This window comes from Dyella amyloliquefaciens (genome assembly GCF_004296575.1).
In the GTDB taxonomy this organism is placed as follows: Bacteria; Pseudomonadota; Gammaproteobacteria; order Xanthomonadales; family Rhodanobacteraceae; genus Dyella; species Dyella amyloliquefaciens.
Genome location: NZ_SAYT01000003.1, coordinates 294901 through 315532 on the forward strand (window position 1 = coordinate 294901; position 20632 = coordinate 315532).

20 protein-coding genes are annotated in these 20632 nt (G+C 65.1%); 9 read left to right on the forward strand and 11 right to left on the reverse strand.

The features are described from left to right. Positions 1 to 23 precede the first annotated feature (23 nt). The 3 genes from EPB08_RS09785 to EPB08_RS09795 all read right to left on the reverse strand — a co-directional run bounded on the left by EPB08_RS09785 (position 24) and on the right by EPB08_RS09795 (position 2631). The gene (locus tag EPB08_RS09785; protein ID WP_130618901.1) at positions 24 to 443 is read right to left on the reverse strand and encodes a group III truncated hemoglobin; all 420 of its coding nucleotides are present in this window, start codon (positions 441 to 443) and stop codon (positions 24 to 26) included. A 30-nt stretch (positions 444 to 473) separates the two neighbouring features. Further along, positions 474 to 1709, reverse strand: coding sequence for an NnrS family protein (locus EPB08_RS09790; RefSeq protein WP_267873347.1), 1236 nt, complete (start codon positions 1707 to 1709; stop codon positions 474 to 476). A gap of 172 nt (positions 1710 to 1881) precedes the next feature. Then, complete coding sequence (locus tag EPB08_RS09795; RefSeq protein ID WP_130618903.1) at positions 1882 to 2631, reverse strand: SDR family oxidoreductase; 750 nt, start codon at positions 2629 to 2631, stop codon at positions 1882 to 1884. A gap of 342 nt (positions 2632 to 2973) precedes the next feature. On the opposite strand from EPB08_RS09795, the gene EPB08_RS09800 reads away from it, so the two are divergent. Next, positions 2974 to 3813, forward strand: a complete 840-nt coding sequence (locus tag EPB08_RS09800) for a hypothetical protein (protein ID WP_130618904.1) — start codon at positions 2974 to 2976, stop codon at positions 3811 to 3813. A 9-nt stretch (positions 3814 to 3822) separates the two neighbouring features. On the opposite strand, the gene EPB08_RS09805 is transcribed toward EPB08_RS09800, so the two are convergent. Beyond that, positions 3823 to 5649: an amidohydrolase gene (locus EPB08_RS09805; protein ID WP_130618905.1), complete on the reverse strand. Its 1827-nt coding sequence runs from the start codon at positions 5647 to 5649 to the stop codon at positions 3823 to 3825. Between the two features lie 327 nt (positions 5650 to 5976). Here EPB08_RS09805 and EPB08_RS09810 point away from each other — a divergent pair, with 327 nt between their 5' ends. Further along, positions 5977 to 7149, forward strand: coding sequence for an OprO/OprP family phosphate-selective porin (locus EPB08_RS09810; RefSeq protein WP_229238285.1), 1173 nt, complete (start codon positions 5977 to 5979; stop codon positions 7147 to 7149). Positions 7150 to 7180: 31 nt separating this feature from the next. Here the strand turns inward: EPB08_RS09810 and EPB08_RS09815 are convergent, their stop codons facing one another. From EPB08_RS09815 to EPB08_RS09835, 5 genes are all read right to left on the reverse strand, one after another. Next, complete coding sequence (locus EPB08_RS09815; RefSeq protein WP_165418467.1) at positions 7181 to 7561, reverse strand: BON domain-containing protein; 381 nt, start codon at positions 7559 to 7561, stop codon at positions 7181 to 7183. Between the two features lie 161 nt (positions 7562 to 7722). Continuing rightward, positions 7723 to 9150: an amidohydrolase family protein gene (locus EPB08_RS09820; RefSeq protein ID WP_229238286.1), complete on the reverse strand. Its 1428-nt coding sequence runs from the start codon at positions 9148 to 9150 to the stop codon at positions 7723 to 7725. A 62-nt stretch (positions 9151 to 9212) separates the two neighbouring features. After that, positions 9213 to 10505, reverse strand: a complete 1293-nt coding sequence (locus EPB08_RS09825; RefSeq protein WP_130618909.1) for an acetyl-CoA C-acyltransferase — start codon at positions 10503 to 10505, stop codon at positions 9213 to 9215. Between the two features lie 33 nt (positions 10506 to 10538). Continuing rightward, entirely contained in the window at positions 10539 to 11027 is a 489-nt protein-coding gene (gene msrB, locus EPB08_RS09830) for a peptide-methionine (R)-S-oxide reductase MsrB (RefSeq protein WP_130618910.1), read from the reverse strand. Between the two features lie 90 nt (positions 11028 to 11117). After that, positions 11118 to 11495, reverse strand: coding sequence for a TraR/DksA family transcriptional regulator (locus EPB08_RS09835; RefSeq protein WP_130618911.1), 378 nt, complete (start codon positions 11493 to 11495; stop codon positions 11118 to 11120). 269 nt (positions 11496 to 11764) lie between these two features. Between EPB08_RS09835 and fusA the strand changes: the two genes are divergently transcribed. The 6 genes from fusA to EPB08_RS09865 all read left to right on the forward strand — a co-directional run bounded on the left by fusA (position 11765) and on the right by EPB08_RS09865 (position 17892). After that, entirely contained in the window at positions 11765 to 13894 is a 2130-nt protein-coding gene (gene fusA / locus EPB08_RS09840; RefSeq protein ID WP_130618912.1) for an elongation factor G, read from the forward strand. A gap of 93 nt (positions 13895 to 13987) precedes the next feature. Next, the gene (locus EPB08_RS09845; protein ID WP_130618913.1) at positions 13988 to 14893 is read left to right on the forward strand and encodes a glyoxalase; all 906 of its coding nucleotides are present in this window, start codon (positions 13988 to 13990) and stop codon (positions 14891 to 14893) included. Between the two features lie 225 nt (positions 14894 to 15118). Beyond that, entirely contained in the window at positions 15119 to 15811 is a 693-nt protein-coding gene (locus EPB08_RS09850; RefSeq protein WP_130618914.1) for a YoaK family protein, read from the forward strand. A gap of 47 nt (positions 15812 to 15858) precedes the next feature. Next, the gene (locus EPB08_RS09855; RefSeq protein ID WP_130618915.1) at positions 15859 to 16377 is read left to right on the forward strand and encodes a Dps family protein; all 519 of its coding nucleotides are present in this window, start codon (positions 15859 to 15861) and stop codon (positions 16375 to 16377) included. Between the two features lie 162 nt (positions 16378 to 16539). After that, the gene (locus tag EPB08_RS09860) at positions 16540 to 16728 is read left to right on the forward strand and encodes a hypothetical protein (RefSeq protein ID WP_130618916.1); all 189 of its coding nucleotides are present in this window, start codon (positions 16540 to 16542) and stop codon (positions 16726 to 16728) included. 63 nt (positions 16729 to 16791) lie between these two features. After that, complete coding sequence (locus EPB08_RS09865) at positions 16792 to 17892, forward strand: mechanosensitive ion channel family protein (RefSeq protein ID WP_130618917.1); 1101 nt, start codon at positions 16792 to 16794, stop codon at positions 17890 to 17892. A gap of 1 nt (position 17893) precedes the next feature. Here EPB08_RS09865 and EPB08_RS09870 read toward each other — a convergent pair whose 3' ends face one another. Further along, a complete protein-coding gene (locus tag EPB08_RS09870; protein ID WP_130618918.1) occupies positions 17894 to 18577 on the reverse strand; it encodes an aspartyl/asparaginyl beta-hydroxylase domain-containing protein in 684 nt (227 codons plus the stop codon). Positions 18578 to 18826: 249 nt separating this feature from the next. On the opposite strand from EPB08_RS09870, the gene EPB08_RS09875 reads away from it, so the two are divergent. Further along, positions 18827 to 19084 (forward strand): hypothetical protein, encoded by a 258-nt coding sequence (locus EPB08_RS09875; protein ID WP_130618919.1) that lies wholly within the window; start codon positions 18827 to 18829, stop codon positions 19082 to 19084. Positions 19085 to 19225: 141 nt separating this feature from the next. Here the strand turns inward: EPB08_RS09875 and EPB08_RS09880 are convergent, their stop codons facing one another. Continuing rightward, positions 19226 to 20548, reverse strand: coding sequence for a thioredoxin family protein (locus EPB08_RS09880; protein WP_165418468.1), 1323 nt, complete (start codon positions 20546 to 20548; stop codon positions 19226 to 19228). Positions 20549 to 20632 lie beyond the last annotated feature (84 nt).

Below are 20632 nucleotides of genomic sequence, written 5' to 3' on the forward strand. Positions count from 1 at the left end.
AGCGCCGGTCCGGGTGGTTGCGATCAGGAAACGATATGCAGCGGGCCCACGATGCGCGAAGGGTGCTCCAGCGACAGCCGGCCGAGGTCCAGCCCCATGCTGAGTCCCTGCGCCACACGCTCGGCGGTGCCCACGAAAAGCTCCGCTGCCGCCGGTTCGAACACCTCGCGGGCGGTCTCACGCCACAGCTCCAGCCAGCGATAGAACAGCGCCTGCGGGAATCGAGGCAGGGCACGATGCACGCTCATCGGATTCCCGCGGTAGCGCCCCGTACGCAGGATCAGCGACGACCAGAAGTCGCGCAGGGTGACCTTGTGCGCCGGCCAGTCGTGGATGGCCTGACTGAAGATCGGGCCAAGCTGGGCATCTGCCTGCACCTTGTCGTAGAAACGATCCACCAGCGTGGCAATGCCGACTTCGCTGGCCTGGTGGAAGATCGTCATGGGCTTTGCTCCGTACGTAAGGCGGTCGGGTCAGCCAGGCTTGCCGTCCCGACGGGGTGTCAGATAAATCCAGGCCGAGCGGACCACCCACGGGGCAAGCACCAGCAGCCACAGGATCGCCGCCGCCGTATAGACCGGCCATGGCTGCCTTGCGGCATCGGCCAGCACGCGGACGATGGCCGTGAGCTGCATGCCGAGGAATGCGATCCAGGGGATCGTTCCCATTGCCAGTGGCCGGCCCGAGTGGCCATGCGTGACTCGCGTGACCATGCCGACCAGCATCGAGGCAAAGAAGCCGATGGTGAGTGCGTGCAACGGGGCGCGTGCCCAGCCGCTGGTGCCATGCCAGGCCAGCGAGAGGCTGTCGGCAGAGAACAGCGCAAAGGATAGTGGGAGCCAGGCCAACGCGACGTAAAGCACGGTGAGCAGCCCCGGACGGCGGGCCTTCCAGGGCTGCCACGCCAGCCATTGCCACAGCAGCAGGCCGGTGAGGGGCAGGTCGGCGATCCAGCGCCAGGCGGCAAAGCCGGCGAGATCCAGCAGCAGGTGCGCCAGCAACAGTACCCATAGGGCCACCAGCGACCAGGCCGGCCGCACCACCCGGTAGCCAGGGATCACGTTGTTGGAGAAGAACGGCACCATCCGGTGCGCGACCGTGAAGTAGACCGGCAGCAGCAAACCGAAGGTGCCCAGGCCGTTGGCGACCTGCATCAGCCGGGGTGAGGCCCCGCAGGCGAAGGCGAGCGCCAGGGCGATGCCAAAGGCGCCCAGCAGCAGGGCCGCAAAGCACGACACCGCCCAGACGTCGCGCCCGCGGTTCTGAACGAGTCGGCGGCCAAGCGCCAGCAGGGCGATGAGCCAGCCCGCCAGCATGGCGGCCAGGCCGAACGGAAGGATCGACGGTGCGCCGCTCTGAGCGGCGAGCACCACGAGGCCGCCGCCAAGGATCAAGCCGAAGACGGCCGCGTAGGTGCGCTTGGACACCTCAGCCAGGTTGAGCCAGCGGGGAAACACGGTGAGCAGGAAACCGAACACGAACGGGGACAGCGTCGCGTACTGCATCAGGAAACCATGCGCCCAGGCGGACGGCATGGCCTGCGCCGCGAATGGCCAGCCATGCCAGGCGGCCAGCAGGGCCCACGTCCACCAGGTCATGTTGGCGAGCAGGGCGAGGGCGCCGATCAGGAACATGGCCCGATGCGGTGCCGCCAGCAGTATGCCAAGCGGATCAGTGGGGCGGGAAGGGGATGGCGTTGCGGTCGTCATGGACGGCTTGCGTAGGGAGCGGGGGCCGAAGCGGACGCAGTCTGGCAATGTCGCTCCGGACCTGGCTCTGATCTGGGTCAGAATCATCCTACAGGGGTTACCCGGATCGGCCGGGCAAGCCCTGCAGCACCATCATCGGGCGGGTGGATCGATAAAGTCCACCCGCTCGCGGTTACAGCTGGCTCATGCCGCCGTCGGTGATGATTTCGGTGCCGACGATGAAGGCCGATTCGGGCGACGACAGGTGCAGCACCGTGGAAGCGATTTCCTCGGGTTTGCCGAAACGACCCAGCGGTACCTGCGACTGGATCTGCGCGGCTGTGGCTTCCAGCGTGACCTGGTCGAGGCCAAGCTTGCCGTATAGCGGCGTTTCCACCGGCCCCGGGCTGACGACGTTGACGCGCACGCCGGCGGGCAGCAGTTCGCCGGAGAGCGTCCTGGCCAGCGAGATCACCGCAGCCTTGCTGGCCGCGTACACCGACGAGGACGGCATGCCGAGCCGCGCATTGATCGAGCCATTGATGACGATGGACGCGCCTCGGTTGAGCAGCGGCGCCAGCGCCTGTACCTGGAAGTAGGGGCCCTTCACGTTGGTGTCGAACGTCAGGTCCCACAGGGCTTCGTTCACGGCATCGAGCGGCGCGAACTTCGCCACGCCGGCATTGAGGAAGACGGCGTCCAGCGTGATGCCCTGGGCTGACAGCGCGTCGGCAAGTGACTTGGCGGACGCCACCGAGCCCGCGTCGTTGCGAATGACGATGGCCTGCGGGCCCAGCGACGCCTTCGCCTGGTCGAGCGTGGCCTGATCACGGCCAGTGATGACGACACGGGCGCCTTCGGCGGCATAGGCCTGGGCAGCGGCGAGGCCGATGCCGCTGTTGCCACCGGTGACGAGGACGGTCTTGTTTGCAAAGCGGTTCATGAGGTTTCTCCTTGGGAGGTGTATGAGTCGATGGCGTCATGCTGCTACCGGCCTCCACCTTTGCCGTACCGCCTTTTCGATGAACACGTTCGAAGACTTCGAACGTATCGTGAAACCTCATTTCGAGGTCAAGGCCCGACGAAGGAGGCCAGATGTGCACGCGGCATGTGCATTGCGTGCGAGTGGTGTCCACGAGATGTGCGCAACGCGTGCAGTGGGCGTGCGTGTGGCGACGACAAGCCTGACTGGGCTACAACGCTTGCGCGAAACTGTCACGTCGTAGGGACTTCCTTTCGACATGGCGATCTCCAGGGTGACCTGAACCGCCCAAGGAGATGAGCCATGATCCGATGCAGCAACGCCGCGCGCATTCGCGGCGCATGGGGAGCTTTGTTCGTACTCAGCGCCACCTGCAGTGCCCCCGTCTTCGCCGACACCTCGCCCGCGCTGGATCGGGCAAGCCTGTGGATCGGCGGCTTCTATTCCGACACGGAAACACGCATCGGCGCGAGCGATCACAGCGGTCGGTATGGCGGCAGCGTCGGCCTGGAGGACGATCTGGGATTCCAGCGCCACAAGGCCGTGCCCCGTGCGCGCTTCGATTTCCTTATCGGGGACCACCAGGGGTTTTCCTTCGACTTCTTCGGCATCGACCGCACGCACAGTCGCTCGATCAGTCGCGCAGTCGACTACGACGGCAACCACTTCGACGCGTCGGCGCGCGTCGACGGCAAGCTCAACTTCAACTTTGGCAGCGCGGCCTATCGCTGGTGGTTCGGCCAGGGCAGCGACGTCTTCGGGTTTGGCATCGGCGCCGCGTACTACGGCGTGAAGGCGCGCATTGCCGGCGAGGCCTCGCTGAATGGCGAGACGGCGCAGGCAGAAGCCTCCACCCATGACACGGCGTGGGCGCCCGTCCTGCAGCTTGGCTGGCGCCACGCCTTCACGCACGACCTGCGCATGTACTTCGACGCCTACGGGGTGAAAAAGAATGGCGGCAATCTCGCCGGCCACATCTACAACGCCGCGCTTGGCCTGGAATGGTTTCCGATCGAAAACCTCGGCATCGGCGGCGAGTACGGCTATACGCGGATCAAGCTGGATCAGAACCGCACCAACTATCGCGCCGACCTGGACATGAAGCTGAAGGGCCCGTCGTTGTTCGTGCGGCTGCGTTTCTGACGAGTGGCTTCAGAATGCCCAGCAGAAGCAGCCGGGCGCGCCCCACAAGGCGTGTCCGGCATGCGTGTGCGAAGTGCAATGGGCATGGGAAGCAGCGTGCGTGACGATATCGCGAATGGGGGCGCGCGAGGGCGGTGATTTCCAGTAACGGCTTCCGAAATTCACCGGTGACCAGTCGGGCATTGCCGGGGGCGGCACGAGGTCGTGGGCGCGAAAATCGCCTGCGCCGTAGACGATGCGGCCGTCCACCACGGTGAGTTCGGACACGGTCTGCCTGATGTCTTCGTCGGGAATCTCGAAGTAGTCCTGCGACAGCACGGCGAAGTCAGCCAGCAGGCCGATGTCGAGTTGCCCCTTGAGGCCGTCCTCGCCGGAGAACCAGCTGTTGTGGCGTGTGCAGAGCGCCAGGGCCGTCGAACGGTCCAGGCGGTTGCGTTCGGGATACAGCGAAAGGCCCCCGAGCGTGCGCCCTGTGGTCAACCAGTGCAGCGTGGTCCAGGGGTCGTAGCTGGCCACGCGCGTGGCATCGCTTCCCGCACCGACATGCAGGCCCATCTCCAGCATCCGCCGCACCGGCGGCGTGCGTTCCGCAGCTTCCGCGCCATAGCGCTCCACGAAGTCTTCGCCCTGGTAGGCCATGCGATGCTGGATGGCGACGCCTCCGCCCAAACGCGCGATGCGCTCCAGGTTGCGGTCCGACACGGTCTCGGCGTGGTCGAAGAACCATGGCAGGCCTTGCAGCGACATCTCGCGGTCGACGCGCTCGAACACGTCCAGTGCGCGGCCGATGGTCTCGTCGTAGGTGGCATGCATGCGCCACGGCCAGCGCCGGGCGGTGAGCAGGCGCACCACCTGTTCAAGGTCCTCTTCCATGCCCGCGTGCGGATCAGGCCTGGGCTGGCGGAAGTTTTCGAAATCGGCCGCGGAGAACACCAGCATCTCGCCGGCGCCGTTGAGCTTGTAGAAGTCGTCGCCGTCGCCACGGCTGAGCGTGGAAGACCAGTGCCTGAAATCGTCGAGCTCTTCGCCGGGGCGTTGAGTGAACAGGTTGTAGGCGACGCGCACGGTCAGCAGCCGGTGCAGTTGCAACTCTTCGATCGCGCGGTAATCGTCCGGGTAATGCTGGAGCCCGCCACCCGCGTCGATCACGCTGGTGATGCCAAGGCGATTCAGCTCGCGCATGAAATGACGGGTCGAGTTGATCTGGTATTCGTAGGGCAGCACCGGGCCCTGGGCGAGCGCCGAATACAGCAGCATCGCGTTCGGCGTCGCCAGCAACAGGCCGGTCGGCGTGCCGTCACCGTCGCGCTGGATATGCCCGCCTGGCGGATCAGGTGTGTCGCGCGTATACCCGCACGCCCGCAGTGCGGCGGCATTGAGCAGGGCGCGGTCGTACAGGTGCATGACGAACACCGGCGTATCCGGTGCCAGGGCATTGAGTTCGCCGAGCGTCGGCAGGCGTTTTTCGGCGAACTGGTGTTCGGTGAATCCACCGATCACGCGCACCCATTGCGGCGGCGGTGTTCGTGCCACCTGGTCGGCCAGCATGCGCATGGCGTCGGCCAGCGACGGCACGCCGTCCCAGCGCAGCTCGAGGTTGTAGCTGAGCCCGCCGCGGATCATGTGGGTGTGCGAGTCGATCAACCCGGGGACGACCCGTCGCTTGCCGGCGTCGATCACCAGCGTGGCCGGGCCGGCCAGTGAACGGATCTGGCCGTTGGTACCCACCGCGGCGATGCGGGACCCGCTGATCGCCATGGCCTGCACTTCGGGACGCCTCGCCACACCCGTATGGATCTTCGCGTTGTGGACGATGAGCGTGGGATGCGTGGTCATGGAGGCTGCCTCGCGCGCCGAACGTTCCTATGCGTACAGATGTACGTTCAGACGCGTCGAGCTTTCGTGACCGCCCGCTATGTGGGGTGTCAAGCAGCGGGCGCAGCTCGCCGGCACAGGGTGGGGCAGTAAGGTCTTTCGTCGAGGAACGGGCCGGACAGGGCGCGTCGGGTCGGCATGTGCATATGCACAAAGGTCATTTCCTGCCGTGCCGGCGAATGCCCAGCATGAAATCACTCGTTGGGAGGCGAGCCCATGACCGTAGCGACAGGACGATCCAGAGCGAAAGCCGGGGTTTCACAAGGAAGTCTCTGCGCGGCGTTGCTCTTGCTCGGTTTGCCCGCAGCGGGCCTTGCGGCCGACTACGACTTCTACAGCAACTGGCCAACGCATGTGACGGCGTCGGACGGTACCGACTTCGGCCTCGCGGTGTTGTACCAGTACGACATCAACGAGTTTTCGCAGGACGACGGGCGATTCGAGGATGCGCACACCAACCGGCGTCGCTATCTCGGCCTGTACCTGCGCAAGCCCGGTGTGTATGACGCCATTGCCCAGTATGACTACCAGGCCAGGCAGTGGGCGGACGCATTCGTCCGCTTGCGCAGTGGCGGCGTGATCGGCGAAGACCTGGGTAACTTTCGGCTCGGTTATTCCAAGACGCCCGTAGGCTTCGAGGGCGTGACAAGCACTTCGGCCACCACCTTCGTCGAATCGGCGCTGCCGACGCAGGCGGTATGGGAAGGGCGTCGGGCGGGCATCGACTGGGCGTGGATACGTCCGCACGTGGTGATCAACATCGGCGACTACTTCTGGCGCAAGGACTTCGACGGCAACAACCCGGGGAGTACCTGGGCAGGGCGTGCCGCCTGGGTGCCGATCAATCGGCCGGAACACGTGCTCCACCTGGGTGTTTCCGCCTCGCGGGAGAACCTCGATTGGGCCGCCGAGGGCAGCGTGCCGCCCTCGGCACGCATCCGCGCACGGCCTGAGGCAGGGCTGACGCCGGTGCGCCTGGTCGATTCGGGCAGCCTCTCCTACAGCAAGCGCGTGGATCGGCAGGGTCTCGAGGCGCTATGGATCGACGGACCCTGGTCGATGCAGGGCGAATACATGCAAGCCAGGGTGAGCCGCTACAACGGCAAGCCCGACTACAACAGCGGCGGCTTTTACGTATTCACTACCTGGACGCTGACTGGCGAGGCCCGCTACTACAGCGACGGCAACGTGGGTGACCGCCGTTACACCGGTCGTGACCAGGCAGCCATTCGTCCCGCGCATGCCTGGGGCGCCGTGGAAGTGGCCGTGCGCTACAGCGAGCTCGATCTCAACGATGGCGCCATCACTGGCGGCCGTGAGCACGACTGGACGCTCGGCGCGAACTGGTACCTGGGTGAGCACCTGAAGCTGCAGGCGAATTATGTGTGGGCCTTCAGTGATCGCGGCAACCTGCAGGTGGATCCGCATATCTTCGAGATGAGGGCGCAGATCTACTTCTAGCGATGGCCGCCCACGCCAGCGGGTCGGGCGATCAATGCTTGACGTCGAGCTCGTTGGTGACTTCCTTCACGCCGGGCATGCCGCGCACCATGGAGTCGATCTTCGTCTTCTCGGCGTCGTTGGCCACGGAGCCGCGCAGCACCACCGCGCCGTCCGATGCGATGATCTTGACTTGGTGCGCCGCGGGGGACAGCGAGTTGTCGCGCTGCAAGGTCTGCTGGACGTTGGATGCCAGCTGCACATCCGCGGCGCTGGGAGAGGGGATCGTCCGGTTGGGGTTGTTGGGGTCGTGCATGGGCATGGTGGGAGGCGCTGTCGGCGTGGCGCCCGCGCCGGCCGGCGGTGTCGTCTGCGCGAAGCAGACGGTTCCGCTGACGATCAAGGTGCCGAAAACGATGGAGCGAAAACGCATGGCACGGTCCCGAGCAAGAGCGTCAGCTTCTAAGCTGCACCTCGGGACGTACCCACGCCGTGAACTGATCGTGCAGGACATGCCGGGAACCGCGGTCGCGGAGATCCAGACCTGGTGCTGGCGTCAGTCACGCCGGCCGTTGCGCCGGCGTGAGCAATGGCTCAATGCAGGCCTACGGTTCCCTGCATGGCGGCGAAGATCTTCTGCGTGTCGTAACCGACGCCGTTCTTGAACACCAGCGGCATGTGTTCCATCGCACCGGTGTCCCTGAGCGGGTCGCCATCGATCACCGCGATGTCCGCGCGCTTGCCGACGGCCAGCGTGCCGACGTCCTTGTCGCGGCCGAGATATTTGGCACCGTTGTAAGTGGCGATCTTGATGGCCTGTTCGAAGCTGAAGCCCGATTCCACCAGCAGCTCGACTTCGCGCTTGGACGAAAAACCGGGCACCACGCCGCCGTAGCCGGTGGGATCGGTGCCGGCGAGCAGCAGTCCGCCGGCGTCGGCGTACTGCTTTTCCATGCCGGCAAGCTTGCGGTAGGTCTCCCGCGAGATCCGGGTGGCGCGCTGGTCCTGCATGCGTCGCCAGGTTGCTTCATAGCTCTGGCGGACCTCGGGAAGCATCAGGGACAGTGCGCCCTCGGGCGCCTTGGGACGTCCCGCGGCCATGGTTTCGAACACGGTCAACGTAGAGGTGAGGGCGACGTGGTGGTCGATCATGTCGCGCATCAGCGATTTCACTTCAGGCGAAGCGGGATCAACGGACGCCAGCGATTCCATCACCGCTGCGTTCTTGGGGCACGTGTCGGGCTGCTTGTCCTTGACAAAATCGGTGGAGACGAAGAAGCCGTGTTCCAGGTTGTCGATGCCCATGTCCACCGCTTCGCGGTAGGTGACCGAGCACAGGTGCGCCGTGACCTTGCTGCCCCGGTGATGTGCCACGTCGATCACGCGCTGCAGTTCCGGCCGCGTGATCTGCATATAGGCCTTGTAGGAAGTGACGCTTTCATCGGCCCAGTAGTTGACGGTGCGCTCCGCATCCTCCACGCCGGTGAGCGAATGCACCGCCGGAATCGGCAGGCCGGGGCCGTTGAGGTAGGGGCCGGTCACGTCCATGTCGGGGCCGATGGAATCGCCACGTGCGATGGCATCGCGAACGTTGATGTCGGCGTACGGCATCATTGAGCCCGCCGTGCGCATGGTGGTGGCGCCACCCGCGAGGTACAGCCGCGGGAAGCTGTAGCTCATCTCGTTGTATTCCGCGCCACCGGCCGGATAGAACATGTGCTCGTGCACCATCACGAAGCCGGGCAGCAGCGTCTTGTCCCTGGCGTCGATGATGGTTGCGCCGTCGGGAATCTTCACGCGGCTGGCCTTGTCCAGCGCGACGATGCGTCCCTTTTCGACGAGCAGCGTCTGGTCCTTCTTCGCCTTGCCGCCACTGCCGTCGACGATGGTGGCGTGGGTGAAGGCGATCACCGGCTGCGCATAAGCCACCAACTCGCTGCCGGCCACCGGCTTGTCGGCGGCGAAGGCGGGCATCGACGACAACAAGCCCGCCAGTACCGTCGTGAGTAGCGATCGCCGCATGGTCATGGTGCTCCCCAACCAGTGAAGTGGGGGCATGCTAACAAACGCATACGGCGCGTGGATCAGCCTGCCTCGAGCAGGGCGACTGTTCCCTGGCCGCCATCGGCGCAGATGCTGACGATCGCGCGCGTGCCCGTGGGCATGGCGGCGAGTTCCTTCACGGCCTGGCTGAGAATGCGCGCGCCGGTGGCGCCGAAGGGATGGCCGAGTGCAAGGCTGCCGCCGTTCGGATTCATCAGGTCACGCGGGAACGCACCGAGTTCGCGCTCGACGCCGGCCTTGTGGGTAAGGAAATCGCGGCTCTGCAGTGCGGCGATGTGCGAGAGCACCTGTGCCGCGAATGCCTCGTGGATCTCCCACAGTCCGATGTCCTGGTAACTCAGGCTGTGTCGTGCGAGCAGGCGCGGGATGGCATAGGCCGGCGCCATCAGCAGGCCTTCGGTACGGAAATCGACGGCAGCGATTTCCCAGTCGATCAGCTTCACACGGGGCACATCCGTCGGCAGCCGTTCGAGGCCGCGCTGCGATGCCACCCACAGGCTGGCGGCGCCATCGGTCAGCGGCGAGGAGTTGCCAGCCGTGAGCGTGCCCTGGCCGCTGGTGCGATCGAAGGCGGGCGGAAGCTTGGCCAGCTTTTCCAGCGAGGTATCCGCGCGCGGAATGCTGTCGCGACGGAACTCGCCAACGGGAATCACCAGGTCGTCGAAGAAGCCCCTGTTCCAGGCATCCACGGCGTGGCGATGGCTGTCATAGGCGATCTCGTCCTGGTCGTCGCGCTTGAGATGCCATTCCTTTGCGGTGATCTCGGTGTGCTCGCCCATGCTGAGCCCGCTCGTGCGGTTCACGATGCCGGGGATGTACAGGCTGATGTCGCCGAATTTCAGCGACAGTGCGTGCGACACCTTCTCGCCGACCGAGCGCGCCTTCTGGAAACGCCGGATCCAATCCGACAGTCGTTGGTTGAGTCCCAGCTGGATGCGGCTGAGGCTGTCCACGCCACCGACCAGTGCCAGCTGCATGCTGTCGTCGTCCAGCATGCCGGCAGCCTCGATCATGCCGATCATGCTGGTGGAGCAGGCCATCACCGTGGAGAACGCCGGGATGGTGGCGGGGGCGCCCGCGTCCATCAGCACTTCGCGGGCGAGATTGCTCCAGGTGAGATTGGGCACCACGGTGCCCCATACGGCGACGTCCGGCGTCCGGCCTTCCGGCAGGCTGTCCAGCATGTGGCGCACCACGGGCACGGAAAGCGCAATGGCATCGTAGTTGGCCAATGCGCCATCCACCTTGGAAAAAGGCGTGCGCACACCTGCCGCGAGCCACACCGGATGGCGATAGCGCGAGTGAAGTGTCATGAAGGGCTTCCTGGTGGCAGGTGGAGGGTGGATTCAGGCCGTGGTGACGTGCCAGGGCGCCCCTTCAGGCGCGCCGCGTTCCAGCTTGTCGGGCAGTGCGTCCGTGTCGGCCACGAACTCGAGCGACACCGAATTGATGCAGTAGCGCTGGTGCGTGGGCGGCGGGCCATCGTCGAATACATGGCCCTGATGGCTGCCGCAACGGGCGCAGCGGATTTCCGTGCGCACCATGCCGTAGCTCGCGTCCCGCACATAGGACAGGTGCTGCTCGTCGAACGGCGTGGTGAAGCTCGGCCAGCCGGTGCGGCTGTCGAACTTGGCGCCTGCCAGGAAGAGAGGCAATCCGCAGAGCCTGCAGCAATACACGCCGGCACGCTTTTCCGACAACAGTACGCCGCAGAACGGCGATTCGGTGCCGTGATGGAGCAACACTTGGCGCTCCTCGCCCGTGAGCTTGGAGGCGAGCTGGTCAAATTGCAGCGGCGAAGGCGGCGAGAGGTCGAACGGGGCAGGTGCACTCATGACACGGGCTCCTCGGCGATCCAGGATGGGTTCGCCGGCAAGTTGTCGGCGACTGCGCCCTAGATCGTGGCGGGCGACGCGGAATCAAGGTTACCGGCGTTCGTCGGCCTGCTCTTCCTCGACGGTGAAGATCGCCTCGGGTGTCGCTTCCAGCCGGGCCTTGGGGATGGGCTTGCCGCTGAGATCGGAGTAGCCGTAGGTGCCGTCGGCGACCTTCTGCAGCGCGCGTTCGATATGGTCGATGCGCTGGGCGTCCGTGTCACGCTGCGCCTGGCGAACTTCCTCGCCGGCCGAGTCCTGGGCTTCATCCTCGAACTCCATGGCCTCGTCGCCATGATCCTCCTCGAAGGCACGGCGACGTGCGTTGGAGGACAGCTCGCCACCCAGCACCTGTTGCCGCAAGGCCTCCAGTCGTTGGCGCTGCTGTGCAATGAAGTCGGGGCTCAGATGAGCGTGCTCGGCGGGCATGGGTGTCTCCGGGGAGGGAAAGCGAGGTCTCCGGACAGCTATCGCATAGCCCCCGTTTCAGCGCGGTGAAGGCTCGCGACCTCGGCAAGTTTGCGCTTCGGTGGTTGCAGGCCTTGCCGATGCTCGTCGCCGGCCGGCCGCCGCGGGAGTCTTCACGCGGCATTGATGCCGCACTGAACGACCTTATGTGATGCGAGGGTTCCGGGCGACGAGGGCCGTCAGGGTCGTTGGCGCATCCGGTGTAGGTGGATTTTTCTGGACAGGATCTTATGGCTCGGCAAAAAGCGCTTCAGCTCTACCGCAACATCGGCATCATCGCCCACATCGACGCCGGCAAGACCACCACGACCGAGCGCATCCTCTACTACACAGGCAAGAAGCACCAGATCATCGACGTCCACGACACCAAGGAAGGCAAGGGCTCGACCACGACCGACTATCTGGAGCAGGAACGCAAGCGCGGCATCACCATCCAGTCGGCGGCGGTGTCCACCGAGTGGAAGGGCTACCAGATCAACCTGATCGACACGCCTGGCCACGTGGACTTCACCATCGAGGTTAACCGTAGCCTGCGCGTGCTCGATGGCGCGGTGGTGGTGTTCGACGGCGTCGCTGGCGTGGAGCCGCAGACCGAAACCAACTGGCGCCTGGCTGACCAGTACAACGTGCCGCGCCTGTGCTACGTCAACAAGATGGATCGCATCGGCGCGAACTTCGAGCATTGCGTGAAGGGCATCCGTGAGCGCCTCGGTGCCAACGTGCTGCTGTGCCAGGTGCCGCTTGGTTCGCATGACGAGTTCATCGGCATGGTCGACCTGGTGGCCGGCGTGGGCTACCTGTGGCAGGGCCACGACAAGGACAGCCTCTGGGAGACCGTGCCGCTGGAAGAGATTCCCGCGCGCGTTTCCTTCTCGACGGCCGCCGACCAGGCGTGGATCGCCGACCTGCCGAAGCTGCGCGAAGAGACGCTGGAGCGCGCGTTGTCGATGAACGATGCAGCGTTCGAAAAGCTGATCGAAACCGGTGAGTTCGACATGGATACGCTCAAGGCATGCATCCGCAAGGGCTGTGTGTCGGGCAAGCTCGTGCCGGTGTTCTGCGGTTCGTCCTATCGCAACAAGGGCGTGCAGCAATTGCTGGATGCCGTGGTGGACTACCTGCCGTATCCGGGTGAAAACGGCGGCATCGCGCTGGTGGACGAAAATGGCCATGTAGTTGGCGAGCAGGGGGTGGTCGACGAGGCGCCGGCCCGCGTGCTCGCCTTCAAGGTGATCAACGACCCGTTCGGCACGCTGACCTTCTGCCGCATCTATTCCGGCGTGATCAAGAAGGGCGACAACCTGCTTAACGTGACGCGCGGAAAAAAGGAACGCATCGGCCGCATCGTCGAGGTGCAGGCGAATGCGACACGCGAGATCGACGAGGCGCGTGCGGGCGACATCTGCGCCTTCGTCTCGCTGAAAGAGACCGAGACCGGCGACTCGCTCTGCGATCCGGCGCATCCGGCGTTGCTCGAGCGCATGCGCTTCCCTGACCCGGTGATCAGCGTGTCGGTGGAGCCCAAGCATCGCAACGACGTCGACAAGATGTCCGCTGCGCTCTACAAGATGGTCAAGGCCGATCCGTCGTTGCGGCTGGAGGTGGACAAGGAAACCGGCGAGACCGTGCTCAAGGGCATGGGTGAACTGCACCTCGAGGTGACCATCGACCGCATGCGCACCGAGCTGGGCGTGGATGCCAACATGGGCAAGCCCAAGGTGAGTTTCCGCGAAGCGTTCGGCAGGCCGGTGCAGCACACCTATACGCACAAGAAGCAGTCGGGTGGTTCGGGCCAGTTCGCCGAGGTCACCATGGTGTTCGAGCCGCTGGATACGGGTGGCGGCATCGTGTTCTCGGACGAAGTCGTCGGCGGCCGCATTCCCCGCGAATACATCCCGGCGGTGGAGCACGCCGTGACGGTGGAGTCGCGCGAAGGCCAGGTGGCCGGCTATGAGGTGGTGGACTTCAAGGCGCGCCTGATCGACGGCAAGTTCCACGACGTGGACTCCTCGGCACTGGCCTTCGAGATCGCGACCAAGCAGTGCTTCCGCGAGGCACAGAGGCTCAGCAAGCCCAAGCTGCTGGAGCCGGTGATGCGGCTGGAGGTGGTCACCGAGCCCGACTATCTGGGCGATGTCATCGGCGACATCAATCGCCGGCGCGGCACGGTGAGCGACCAGGGCCAGCGCGGCGCGCAGGCGTTCGTGCAGGGTTTCGTGCCGCTCGCCGAAATGTTCGGTTACATCAACTTCCTCCGCTCAGCCACGCGCGGACGCGGCACCTTCACCATGGAGTTCGACCACTATGAGGAAGTGCCCGCCAGCCTGGTCGACAAGCTGATGGAGAAAGAGGCGAAGTAAGGCTTTCAGTCAGTGGCGCCGCGTGGCCCGTGGACGGCCATGCGGCGCCACTTTTTTCCCGACGCAAATCCCCGCGCTGCTGGAGGTGTTCCCATGCGCATCAGCCCTGGACTCCTCGTGCTCGCCCTCGGCCTCGGCACGTTTGGCATGGCGGCTACCGCGAAGGAGTCGCCGGCGACACCGATGGTCGCGGTGGGGCCGCAATACGACAGTACCCATGTCTACGTGGCGCCCGCCGATGTGGACCGCTTCGTGGACAGCTTCCTCGGTACCTTCGGTGGGCAAAGTACCAGGCAGGGCATCGCCACGGTGACACCGACGCCCAGCAGCACCAGTACCCAGATACTGAAGACGCCGGTGGGTATGGTGTCGCTGTTCGGCTTTCGCACGCCGATTCCGCATCCGTTCGGCAGCGAACGTACCGGATACCTGGTGACCGATCTGGACGTCGCCATCAAGGCGGCGCGTGCTGCCGGCGCTGATGTGATCGTGGATGCCTTTCCCGACGCGATCGGTCGGGATGCCGTGATCCAGTGGCCGGGCGGCGTCAACATGCAGCTGTACTGGCATACCACGGCACCCAGCTATCCACCCATCCAGAGCGTTCCGGAAAATCGCGTGTATGTATCGCCGGATCGCGCCGATGCCTTTGTCAGAAGCTTTCTGATGTTCTCGCACGGCACGCTGGTATCCGATGCAAGGCAGGCGCCCGGCGTCGAAATCGGCCGCCCCGGCGAGAGCTTTCGTCGCATCCGCCTCGATTCCACCTTCGGCAAGATGACCGTGTTCGTCACCGATGGACACCTGCCGTATCCCTACGGGCATGAGCTCACCGGTTACGAAGTGGCCAACCTGGGCGACACGCTTGCGAAGGCGAAGGCCCATGGCGCGAAGACGCTGGTCGAACCGTTCACCAGTGAAGGACGTGAGTCCGCCATGGTGGAGTTCCCGGGTGGTTATGTGGCGGAAATCCACGCCAGCGCCGGGGCCAGGCCATGAAATGGCAGGGCAGGCTGGCGCGGGGTGAAAGCCTGCAGCGAACCTGTCGTGGATCGCGTCTTCAACGCCAGCTTCACCGGCGCAGTGCAAGCTGTGCAGGATGGCGCACGCGCGGCAATTTGTGCGACGGGCAGGCGTGAGGGGTGCGTCCCGAAATGGGTCCGTAATGACTTGGGGCAACCCTGGTGGTTGCCGGGCAAACGCACCGCGAGAGGACGCGACAGCATGACCAGCCAGCCACTCCTGCCGACCATCCTGAGCGTCAACGCGGGATACGTCGACACGGCGGGCTTCATGGCGCTGCATGGCCTGTTCACGGCGCACGTGACGGGAAACTTCGTCACCATCGGTGCCGCCCTGGTGTTGGGTACCTCCGGCATCATCGCCAAGCTGCTTGCGCTGCCGGTGTTCTGCGTAGCGGTTGTGGTGGCGCGCCTGCTGCATTTCTGGTTGGCCGGGCGCGGGCTTCCGGTGGTGCGCACGCTGCTGCTGATCAAGCTCGCCCTGTTCGTGATAGCGGCCTTGCTCGCGCTGCGCTACGGGCCGTTCGGTGCGGGCGACAGCTGGTCCGCCACGTTGCTGGGCATGACGATGGTGGCGGCCATGGCCATCCAGAACGCATTGCACCGCGTCCACCTGGGCAGCAGTCCGCCTTCGACGCTGATGACCGGCACCACGACCCAGATCATGCTGGACATTGCCGATCGCATTCACGGCGTGCCGGCGGACCAGCGAGCCGTGGTGGACGCGCGGCTCGCTCGCATGAGTCTGGCCGTGCTGGCCTTTGCGGCGGGCTGTGCCGCCGCGGCGCTGTTGTACGCCTATGCGGGTATGTGGTGTTTCGTGGCGCCGCCCTTGCTTGCACTGGCTGCCTACGTCCGCCACCGGGATGCCCCCGAAACCGCGGCCGCCAAATGAATTCGCGACGTTCGTTTCACCACACACCCGTCCCCGGAGAGCACACCATGAGCGATACAGGCAAAGCCAAGACCCGCCAGAAGGCGGCCCTCAATACGCCATCGACACTGGGAGAGAAAGCGACACGGGATCTTTCCGGCGAGCTCAATGCACTGCTGGCGGATGTGCTGGCCCTGTACCTGAAGACCAAGAACTTCCACTGGCACATGTCGGGTCCTTATTTTCGCGACTATCACCTGCTGCTCGACGAGCAGTCGGACGAGATCTACGCAACCGTCGATCCCATTGCCGAGCGTGTGCGTAAGCTGGGCGGCACCACCCTGCGTTCGCTGGGGCACGCTTCACGCCTGAAGCGCCTGCTCGACAACGATGCCGACTTCGTCACGCCCGACGACATGCTGGCGGAGCTGCGCGAGGACAACGGTAGCCTGATCGGCTACATGCGCAAGACGCACGAGCTGTGTGACGAGTACGGTGACGTGGCAACCGCCAGCCTGCTGGAAAACTGGATCGACGAGGCCGAGCGCCGCGTGTGGTTCCTGTTCGAGACCAGTCGTCACTCCTGATCGCGTGCGCGAAACAGGCAACGGATCGGCGGTCATCGCCGATCCGTTGGCTGACGCCATGTTGAATGTTGTCGATGGATGGTCACATCTTCAAAGCATGACGCTAACACTTGCTGCATGAAGATCGGGGCGAGTGCCACGCCACACCGCCGAGGATTCGTCATGTCCAGCCACGATCGCAAAGACGTGGGTCACGCCCACGACAAGCCTCATAAAGCCCCTGAAACGCGCGAGCAGCGCGATGAGCGCAAGCGCCGCGAGAGCGAGAACCACGACGTGGCGCTCGAGGAAACCTTTCCTGCCAGCGATCCGGTGTCCCCCTTTATTCCGGCCAAGTCGCCGGAAGACTGATATCGGAACGATGATTCTGGAAGAGGAGGTCGACACGCCCTCGTGGGTTTCCAGGTGCGCGACATGCAGGTGATTGCGCATCTGTGGAACAGCAGCCCCTGGGCCCGGCTTGGCATGGCCCTGGTGGCCGCGCTGCTGCTTTCGCTGGTACTGCGCGCGCTCGCCTATGTGGTGCTGGGGCGGCTGGCACGGCGCCATCCGGTGGTGGCCAACATGCTGGGCAGGGCCAGTGCGCCGATGGAGTGGCTGATTCCGCTGCTGATGCTGGTGGCTGCGCTGCGCGTGGTGCCGGATACGGATGCGCTGCCGTCGTTTGCGTTGATCGAGCATGTGCTGGTCATCGCGTTGATGATCAGCGTGACATGGCTGATCCTGCGTTGCCTGCGCACGCTGGAACTCGTCGCCATCCGCCGTTATCCGTTGGACGTGAGCGACAACCTCTCCGCGCGCCGGATGTTGACCCAGGTACGCGTGCTGCGGCGGACGGCCGAGGTCGTCGTGGTGATGCTGGGCGCCAGTGCGGTCCTGCTCACCATTCCCGGCGTGCGCCAGTTGGGAACCAGTCTGCTGGCATCCGCAGGCCTGGCGGGTCTTGCGCTGGGCCTGGCCGCCAAGCCGGTGCTGGGCAATCTCATTGCCGGCCTGCAGATTGCATTGACGCAGCCGATTCGTCTGGACGACGTGGTGATCATCCAGGGGGAATGGGGGCGCATCGACGAGATCACCGGCACCTATGTGGTCGTGCGCATCTGGGACGAGCGGCGGCTGGTGGTGCCGCTCAACTGGTTCATGGAAAACCCGTTCCAGAACTGGACGCGCTCAAGCTCTCAGCTGATTGGCAGCGTGTTCCTGTGGCTGGATTACCGCGTGCCCATGGCGCCGCTACGCGATGAGCTGATGCGGTTGTGCAAGGGGGCGCCGGAGTGGGATGGCCGCGTTTCGGTGCTCCAGCTGACCGATGCCAACGAACGTGCCGTGCAACTGCGCGCCCTGGTGAGTTCGATCGATTCGGGGCGCAACTGGGATCTGCGCTGCCGCGTGCGCGAGGGTCTGATTGCCTACGTGCAGGAGCACTATCCGCAATCGTTGCCACGAGTGCGGGGTGAGATCGAGGGTGACTCGCCTGCGGCTTCGCAAGGGCCGCAGGCAGCATCCGAAGGATGACTCAGGCGAAGCCGCGCAGGCGGGCCACCATGCCGACGCCGGTGGTGATCGTGCGCGAGAGCAGGCGAAGGTCCAGTGGCATTTCGGGGCGGTGGACGTCGAGCAGCAGGGCGATGCGCGTGCGCTCGCCGCGGTTCCACACTTCGTGCGGATAAGTGTCGTCCCACAGCAGGGACTGGCCGTCGCCCAGGCGGTGCTCCTGGCCGGCCAGCCATAGCACGGCGCCGGGCCGGCCCTCGTCGTCGGGTGGCACGTCGAGGTTGAGCTGGTAGCGCAGGATGCCGCGGAAGGGGCCGCGGTGCTGGGGAATGTGCTTGTGCGGCGCCAGGAAGGACAGCGTGGCGGAGAGAGCCTGCGGAGTGGCGGCCAGCAGCTCGCCCAGCGTGGGGCACTGCAGGAGATGGGTGCGGATCTCCTGCCCATAGACCTTGAGCAGGAACATGCGCCAGTCCTTGCCATCCGTCGCCGAGATCTCAGCCTGAGTCGGCATGATCTCGTGGAAGCGGGGAATGGATGGGACGGAGCGCCATACCGCCAATGCCTCCTCCCGAAGCTGCGGCCAGGCCGATTCGAACCGGCGCGCGGCGGGAAAGCAACTGTCGATGTCCAGCACGGGCGGCGTATCGATGCGCGAGTCATAGATGCGCCGGATCGCACGCGACGAGAGCTCATAGAGCGAGTCCATCTTTCTCCTCCGGGCGGCAAGGACGGGTGCCCCTGCGGCCCCGCGCCTGACTTTTCGCGTGACAGCGGAACGCACGGTAGTGGCCGGCGTCTCCTTGATACGTGAACGCCTGAGACGGTCTGCGGTTGGCTGCGACGTCCCCTTATTTCAGATGAGAAACCTGCCTTGAGTGGCTGATTTTCCGGAGTATTCTGTTTGATCTTTTACGTGACGTAACGTAAAATAGCGGAAATTGACGGAGGATGCGCCATGGTTGACCCGCAAGATCCCGGCACGCTTGCCTTGCCGCTGACGTTCAGGCGCGCACGCGGCCGCCCACGCAAGCCGAACGCGCTGACGCCGGCCGAGCGTGCACGGCGCTATCGCGCCAGGCAGAAAACCTTGTCGATGCATGTCGTGCCGCTGGCGGTACATCACGAGGCCGTCCAGGCACGTGATGCTGCGCAGGCAGAGGTGGCGCGGCTGCGTGGCGAGCTGGAGCAGGTGCTGCAACAACTGCGGCACTGATCCGGGCGGTCAGTGCGGTCGCGGGCACACTTTGCGTGTCCGCCTCATGCGCGACGACCTTGCGTCGGTCGCGCTACGGTTACTGGCGCATCGGGCGCGCCAGTGCGGGCGGCCGCCACATGGCGACCGCCCGTCTGTGTCTCAAGCGCTGAGTTCGGCCTTCAACGCAGCGGCCTGTTTCGGAAACCATGGACCGTTGGTTTCCAGCACTTCCGAGACGACTTTTTTCGCCTCGTCATCGCGATGCAGCGCCTTCAGTGCCTTCACGCGCTGCTGTGCCACCGCCAGGCGATTGGCGCCATAGGCTTTGTCCGCGGCCTGTGCGAGATAGGGCAGCGCATCCGCCGGCTTGCCGGCATCCAGCAGACTGCGGCCGTAGCGATACGCGTAGACGTAATCATCGGGGTAGGCCGCAATCAGCTTGTGCTGGTAGTCGTCGAGTTCCGCGGTGCGCTTGGCGCGCAGCAGATAGACGCGCAGGTTGTCCGCCAGGTTGCGGTCGCTGGCCAGGTTGCTGCCCAGCCGCTGCTGGGTGAGCTTGATGGCGCGATCGAGCACGGCCGTTGCGCCGGCATGATCGCCCAGGGCTTCATCGAGGTCCGCGCTGGACAGCACGGCGCTGCGCTGATCGGCGCAGGCGGGCTGGTTCACCAGTACCTGGGTGTCGACGTAGTGATCCAGGGGCGCGCGCTGTGCCGCCAGTGTGGATTTACGCTGCGCCGGTGACAGCTTGGCGCTTGCCTCCAGCAGATTGTCCAGCACGTAGGGGCGCTGGCAGCCGATGTCCTGGGCCAGCACTTTCTGGGCGCTGCCGATGATGGCGGCCTGGTTGTCCGAATTATTGGCGCGTGCGAGTGCCAGTTGATCGAGCCCCAGCGTCACGCGGGCATCCTTGCCCGCCTTCTGCTGCAGCGATGCAGGAAGGCTGGCGAACCAGGCAGAGCCGGCGTCGCCTTCACCGCGTGCCTGGTAGGCGTCCAGTACGCCAGCCACTGCGTCGATCGAACCCTTGGCGGCCTTGTCCTTGAGGCCGTCCAGCGTGTTGCCGGAGGCAAGGATCCTGTCCAGCTGCGGATAGAACTTTTCGCGAGGCTGTTCGGCGGTAATGCGGCCGAGTTCGTTGCCGTGCTCGTCCACCACGACATAGGTGGGCAGGAACGAGGTCTTGAGCTTCTTCATCCACGTCTGCGCTTCGGGTGAATCGGCATCGGCCTCCACCACAATCGCCTTGCGTTGCGCAGCGTCCCATTCGGGGCCGTTCAGCACGTGGCTTGCCATGTAGTAGCACGAGTAGCACCACACAGCCTGGAAATCGAGCAGTACCGGCCGATGCTGGGCGGCTGCCGCCTGGAGTGCATCGGCAATGGTGGTCGGCGACTTGTGATCGGCGGCAGCAGCCTGCAGCGATGCCAGCAGCAATGCCGCCGCCAAGGGGGCCGTGGTACGACGGATCAGGTTCGACATGGTGGCGTGCCTCGGGTTTCGTGCCGATGGAAGAAGGTGGGCGGGATGGCCCCAAGACCATCCCGCCCGATGCATGCATGGAGG

What these genes read in the sequence shown, in the direction of transcription:
- EPB08_RS09785 (WP_130618901.1), bottom strand. Translation starts at nt 443, where the DNA reads ATGACGATCTTCCACCAGGCCAGCGAAGTCGGCATTGCCACGCTGGTG.
- EPB08_RS09790 (WP_267873347.1), bottom strand. Translation starts at nt 1,709, where the DNA reads ATGACGACCGCAACGCCATCCCCTTCCCGCCCCACTGATCCGCTTGGC.
- EPB08_RS09795 (WP_130618903.1), bottom strand. Translation starts at nt 2,631, where the DNA reads ATGAACCGCTTTGCAAACAAGACCGTCCTCGTCACCGGTGGCAACAGC.
- EPB08_RS09800 (WP_130618904.1), top strand. Translation starts at nt 2,974, where the DNA reads ATGATCCGATGCAGCAACGCCGCGCGCATTCGCGGCGCATGGGGAGCT.
- EPB08_RS09805 (WP_130618905.1), bottom strand. Translation starts at nt 5,649, where the DNA reads ATGACCACGCATCCCACGCTCATCGTCCACAACGCGAAGATCCATACG.
- EPB08_RS09815 (WP_165418467.1), bottom strand. Translation starts at nt 7,561, where the DNA reads ATGCGTTTTCGCTCCATCGTTTTCGGCACCTTGATCGTCAGCGGAACC.
- EPB08_RS09820 (WP_229238286.1), bottom strand. Translation starts at nt 9,150, where the DNA reads ATGCGGCGATCGCTACTCACGACGGTACTGGCGGGCTTGTTGTCGTCG.
- EPB08_RS09825 (WP_130618909.1), bottom strand. Translation starts at nt 10,505, where the DNA reads ATGACACTTCACTCGCGCTATCGCCATCCGGTGTGGCTCGCGGCAGGT.
- msrB (WP_130618910.1), bottom strand. Translation starts at nt 11,027, where the DNA reads ATGAGTGCACCTGCCCCGTTCGACCTCTCGCCGCCTTCGCCGCTGCAA.
- EPB08_RS09835 (WP_130618911.1), bottom strand. Translation starts at nt 11,495, where the DNA reads ATGCCCGCCGAGCACGCTCATCTGAGCCCCGACTTCATTGCACAGCAG.
- fusA (WP_130618912.1), top strand. Translation starts at nt 11,765, where the DNA reads ATGGCTCGGCAAAAAGCGCTTCAGCTCTACCGCAACATCGGCATCATC.
- EPB08_RS09845 (WP_130618913.1), top strand. Translation starts at nt 13,988, where the DNA reads ATGCGCATCAGCCCTGGACTCCTCGTGCTCGCCCTCGGCCTCGGCACG.
- EPB08_RS09850 (WP_130618914.1), top strand. Translation starts at nt 15,119, where the DNA reads ATGACCAGCCAGCCACTCCTGCCGACCATCCTGAGCGTCAACGCGGGA.
- EPB08_RS09855 (WP_130618915.1), top strand. Translation starts at nt 15,859, where the DNA reads ATGAGCGATACAGGCAAAGCCAAGACCCGCCAGAAGGCGGCCCTCAAT.
- EPB08_RS09860 (WP_130618916.1), top strand. Translation starts at nt 16,540, where the DNA reads ATGTCCAGCCACGATCGCAAAGACGTGGGTCACGCCCACGACAAGCCT.
- EPB08_RS09865 (WP_130618917.1), top strand. Translation starts at nt 16,792, where the DNA reads ATGCAGGTGATTGCGCATCTGTGGAACAGCAGCCCCTGGGCCCGGCTT.
- EPB08_RS09870 (WP_130618918.1), bottom strand. Translation starts at nt 18,577, where the DNA reads ATGGACTCGCTCTATGAGCTCTCGTCGCGTGCGATCCGGCGCATCTAT.
- EPB08_RS09875 (WP_130618919.1), top strand. Translation starts at nt 18,827, where the DNA reads ATGGTTGACCCGCAAGATCCCGGCACGCTTGCCTTGCCGCTGACGTTC.
- EPB08_RS09880 (WP_165418468.1), bottom strand. Translation starts at nt 20,548, where the DNA reads ATGTCGAACCTGATCCGTCGTACCACGGCCCCCTTGGCGGCGGCATTG.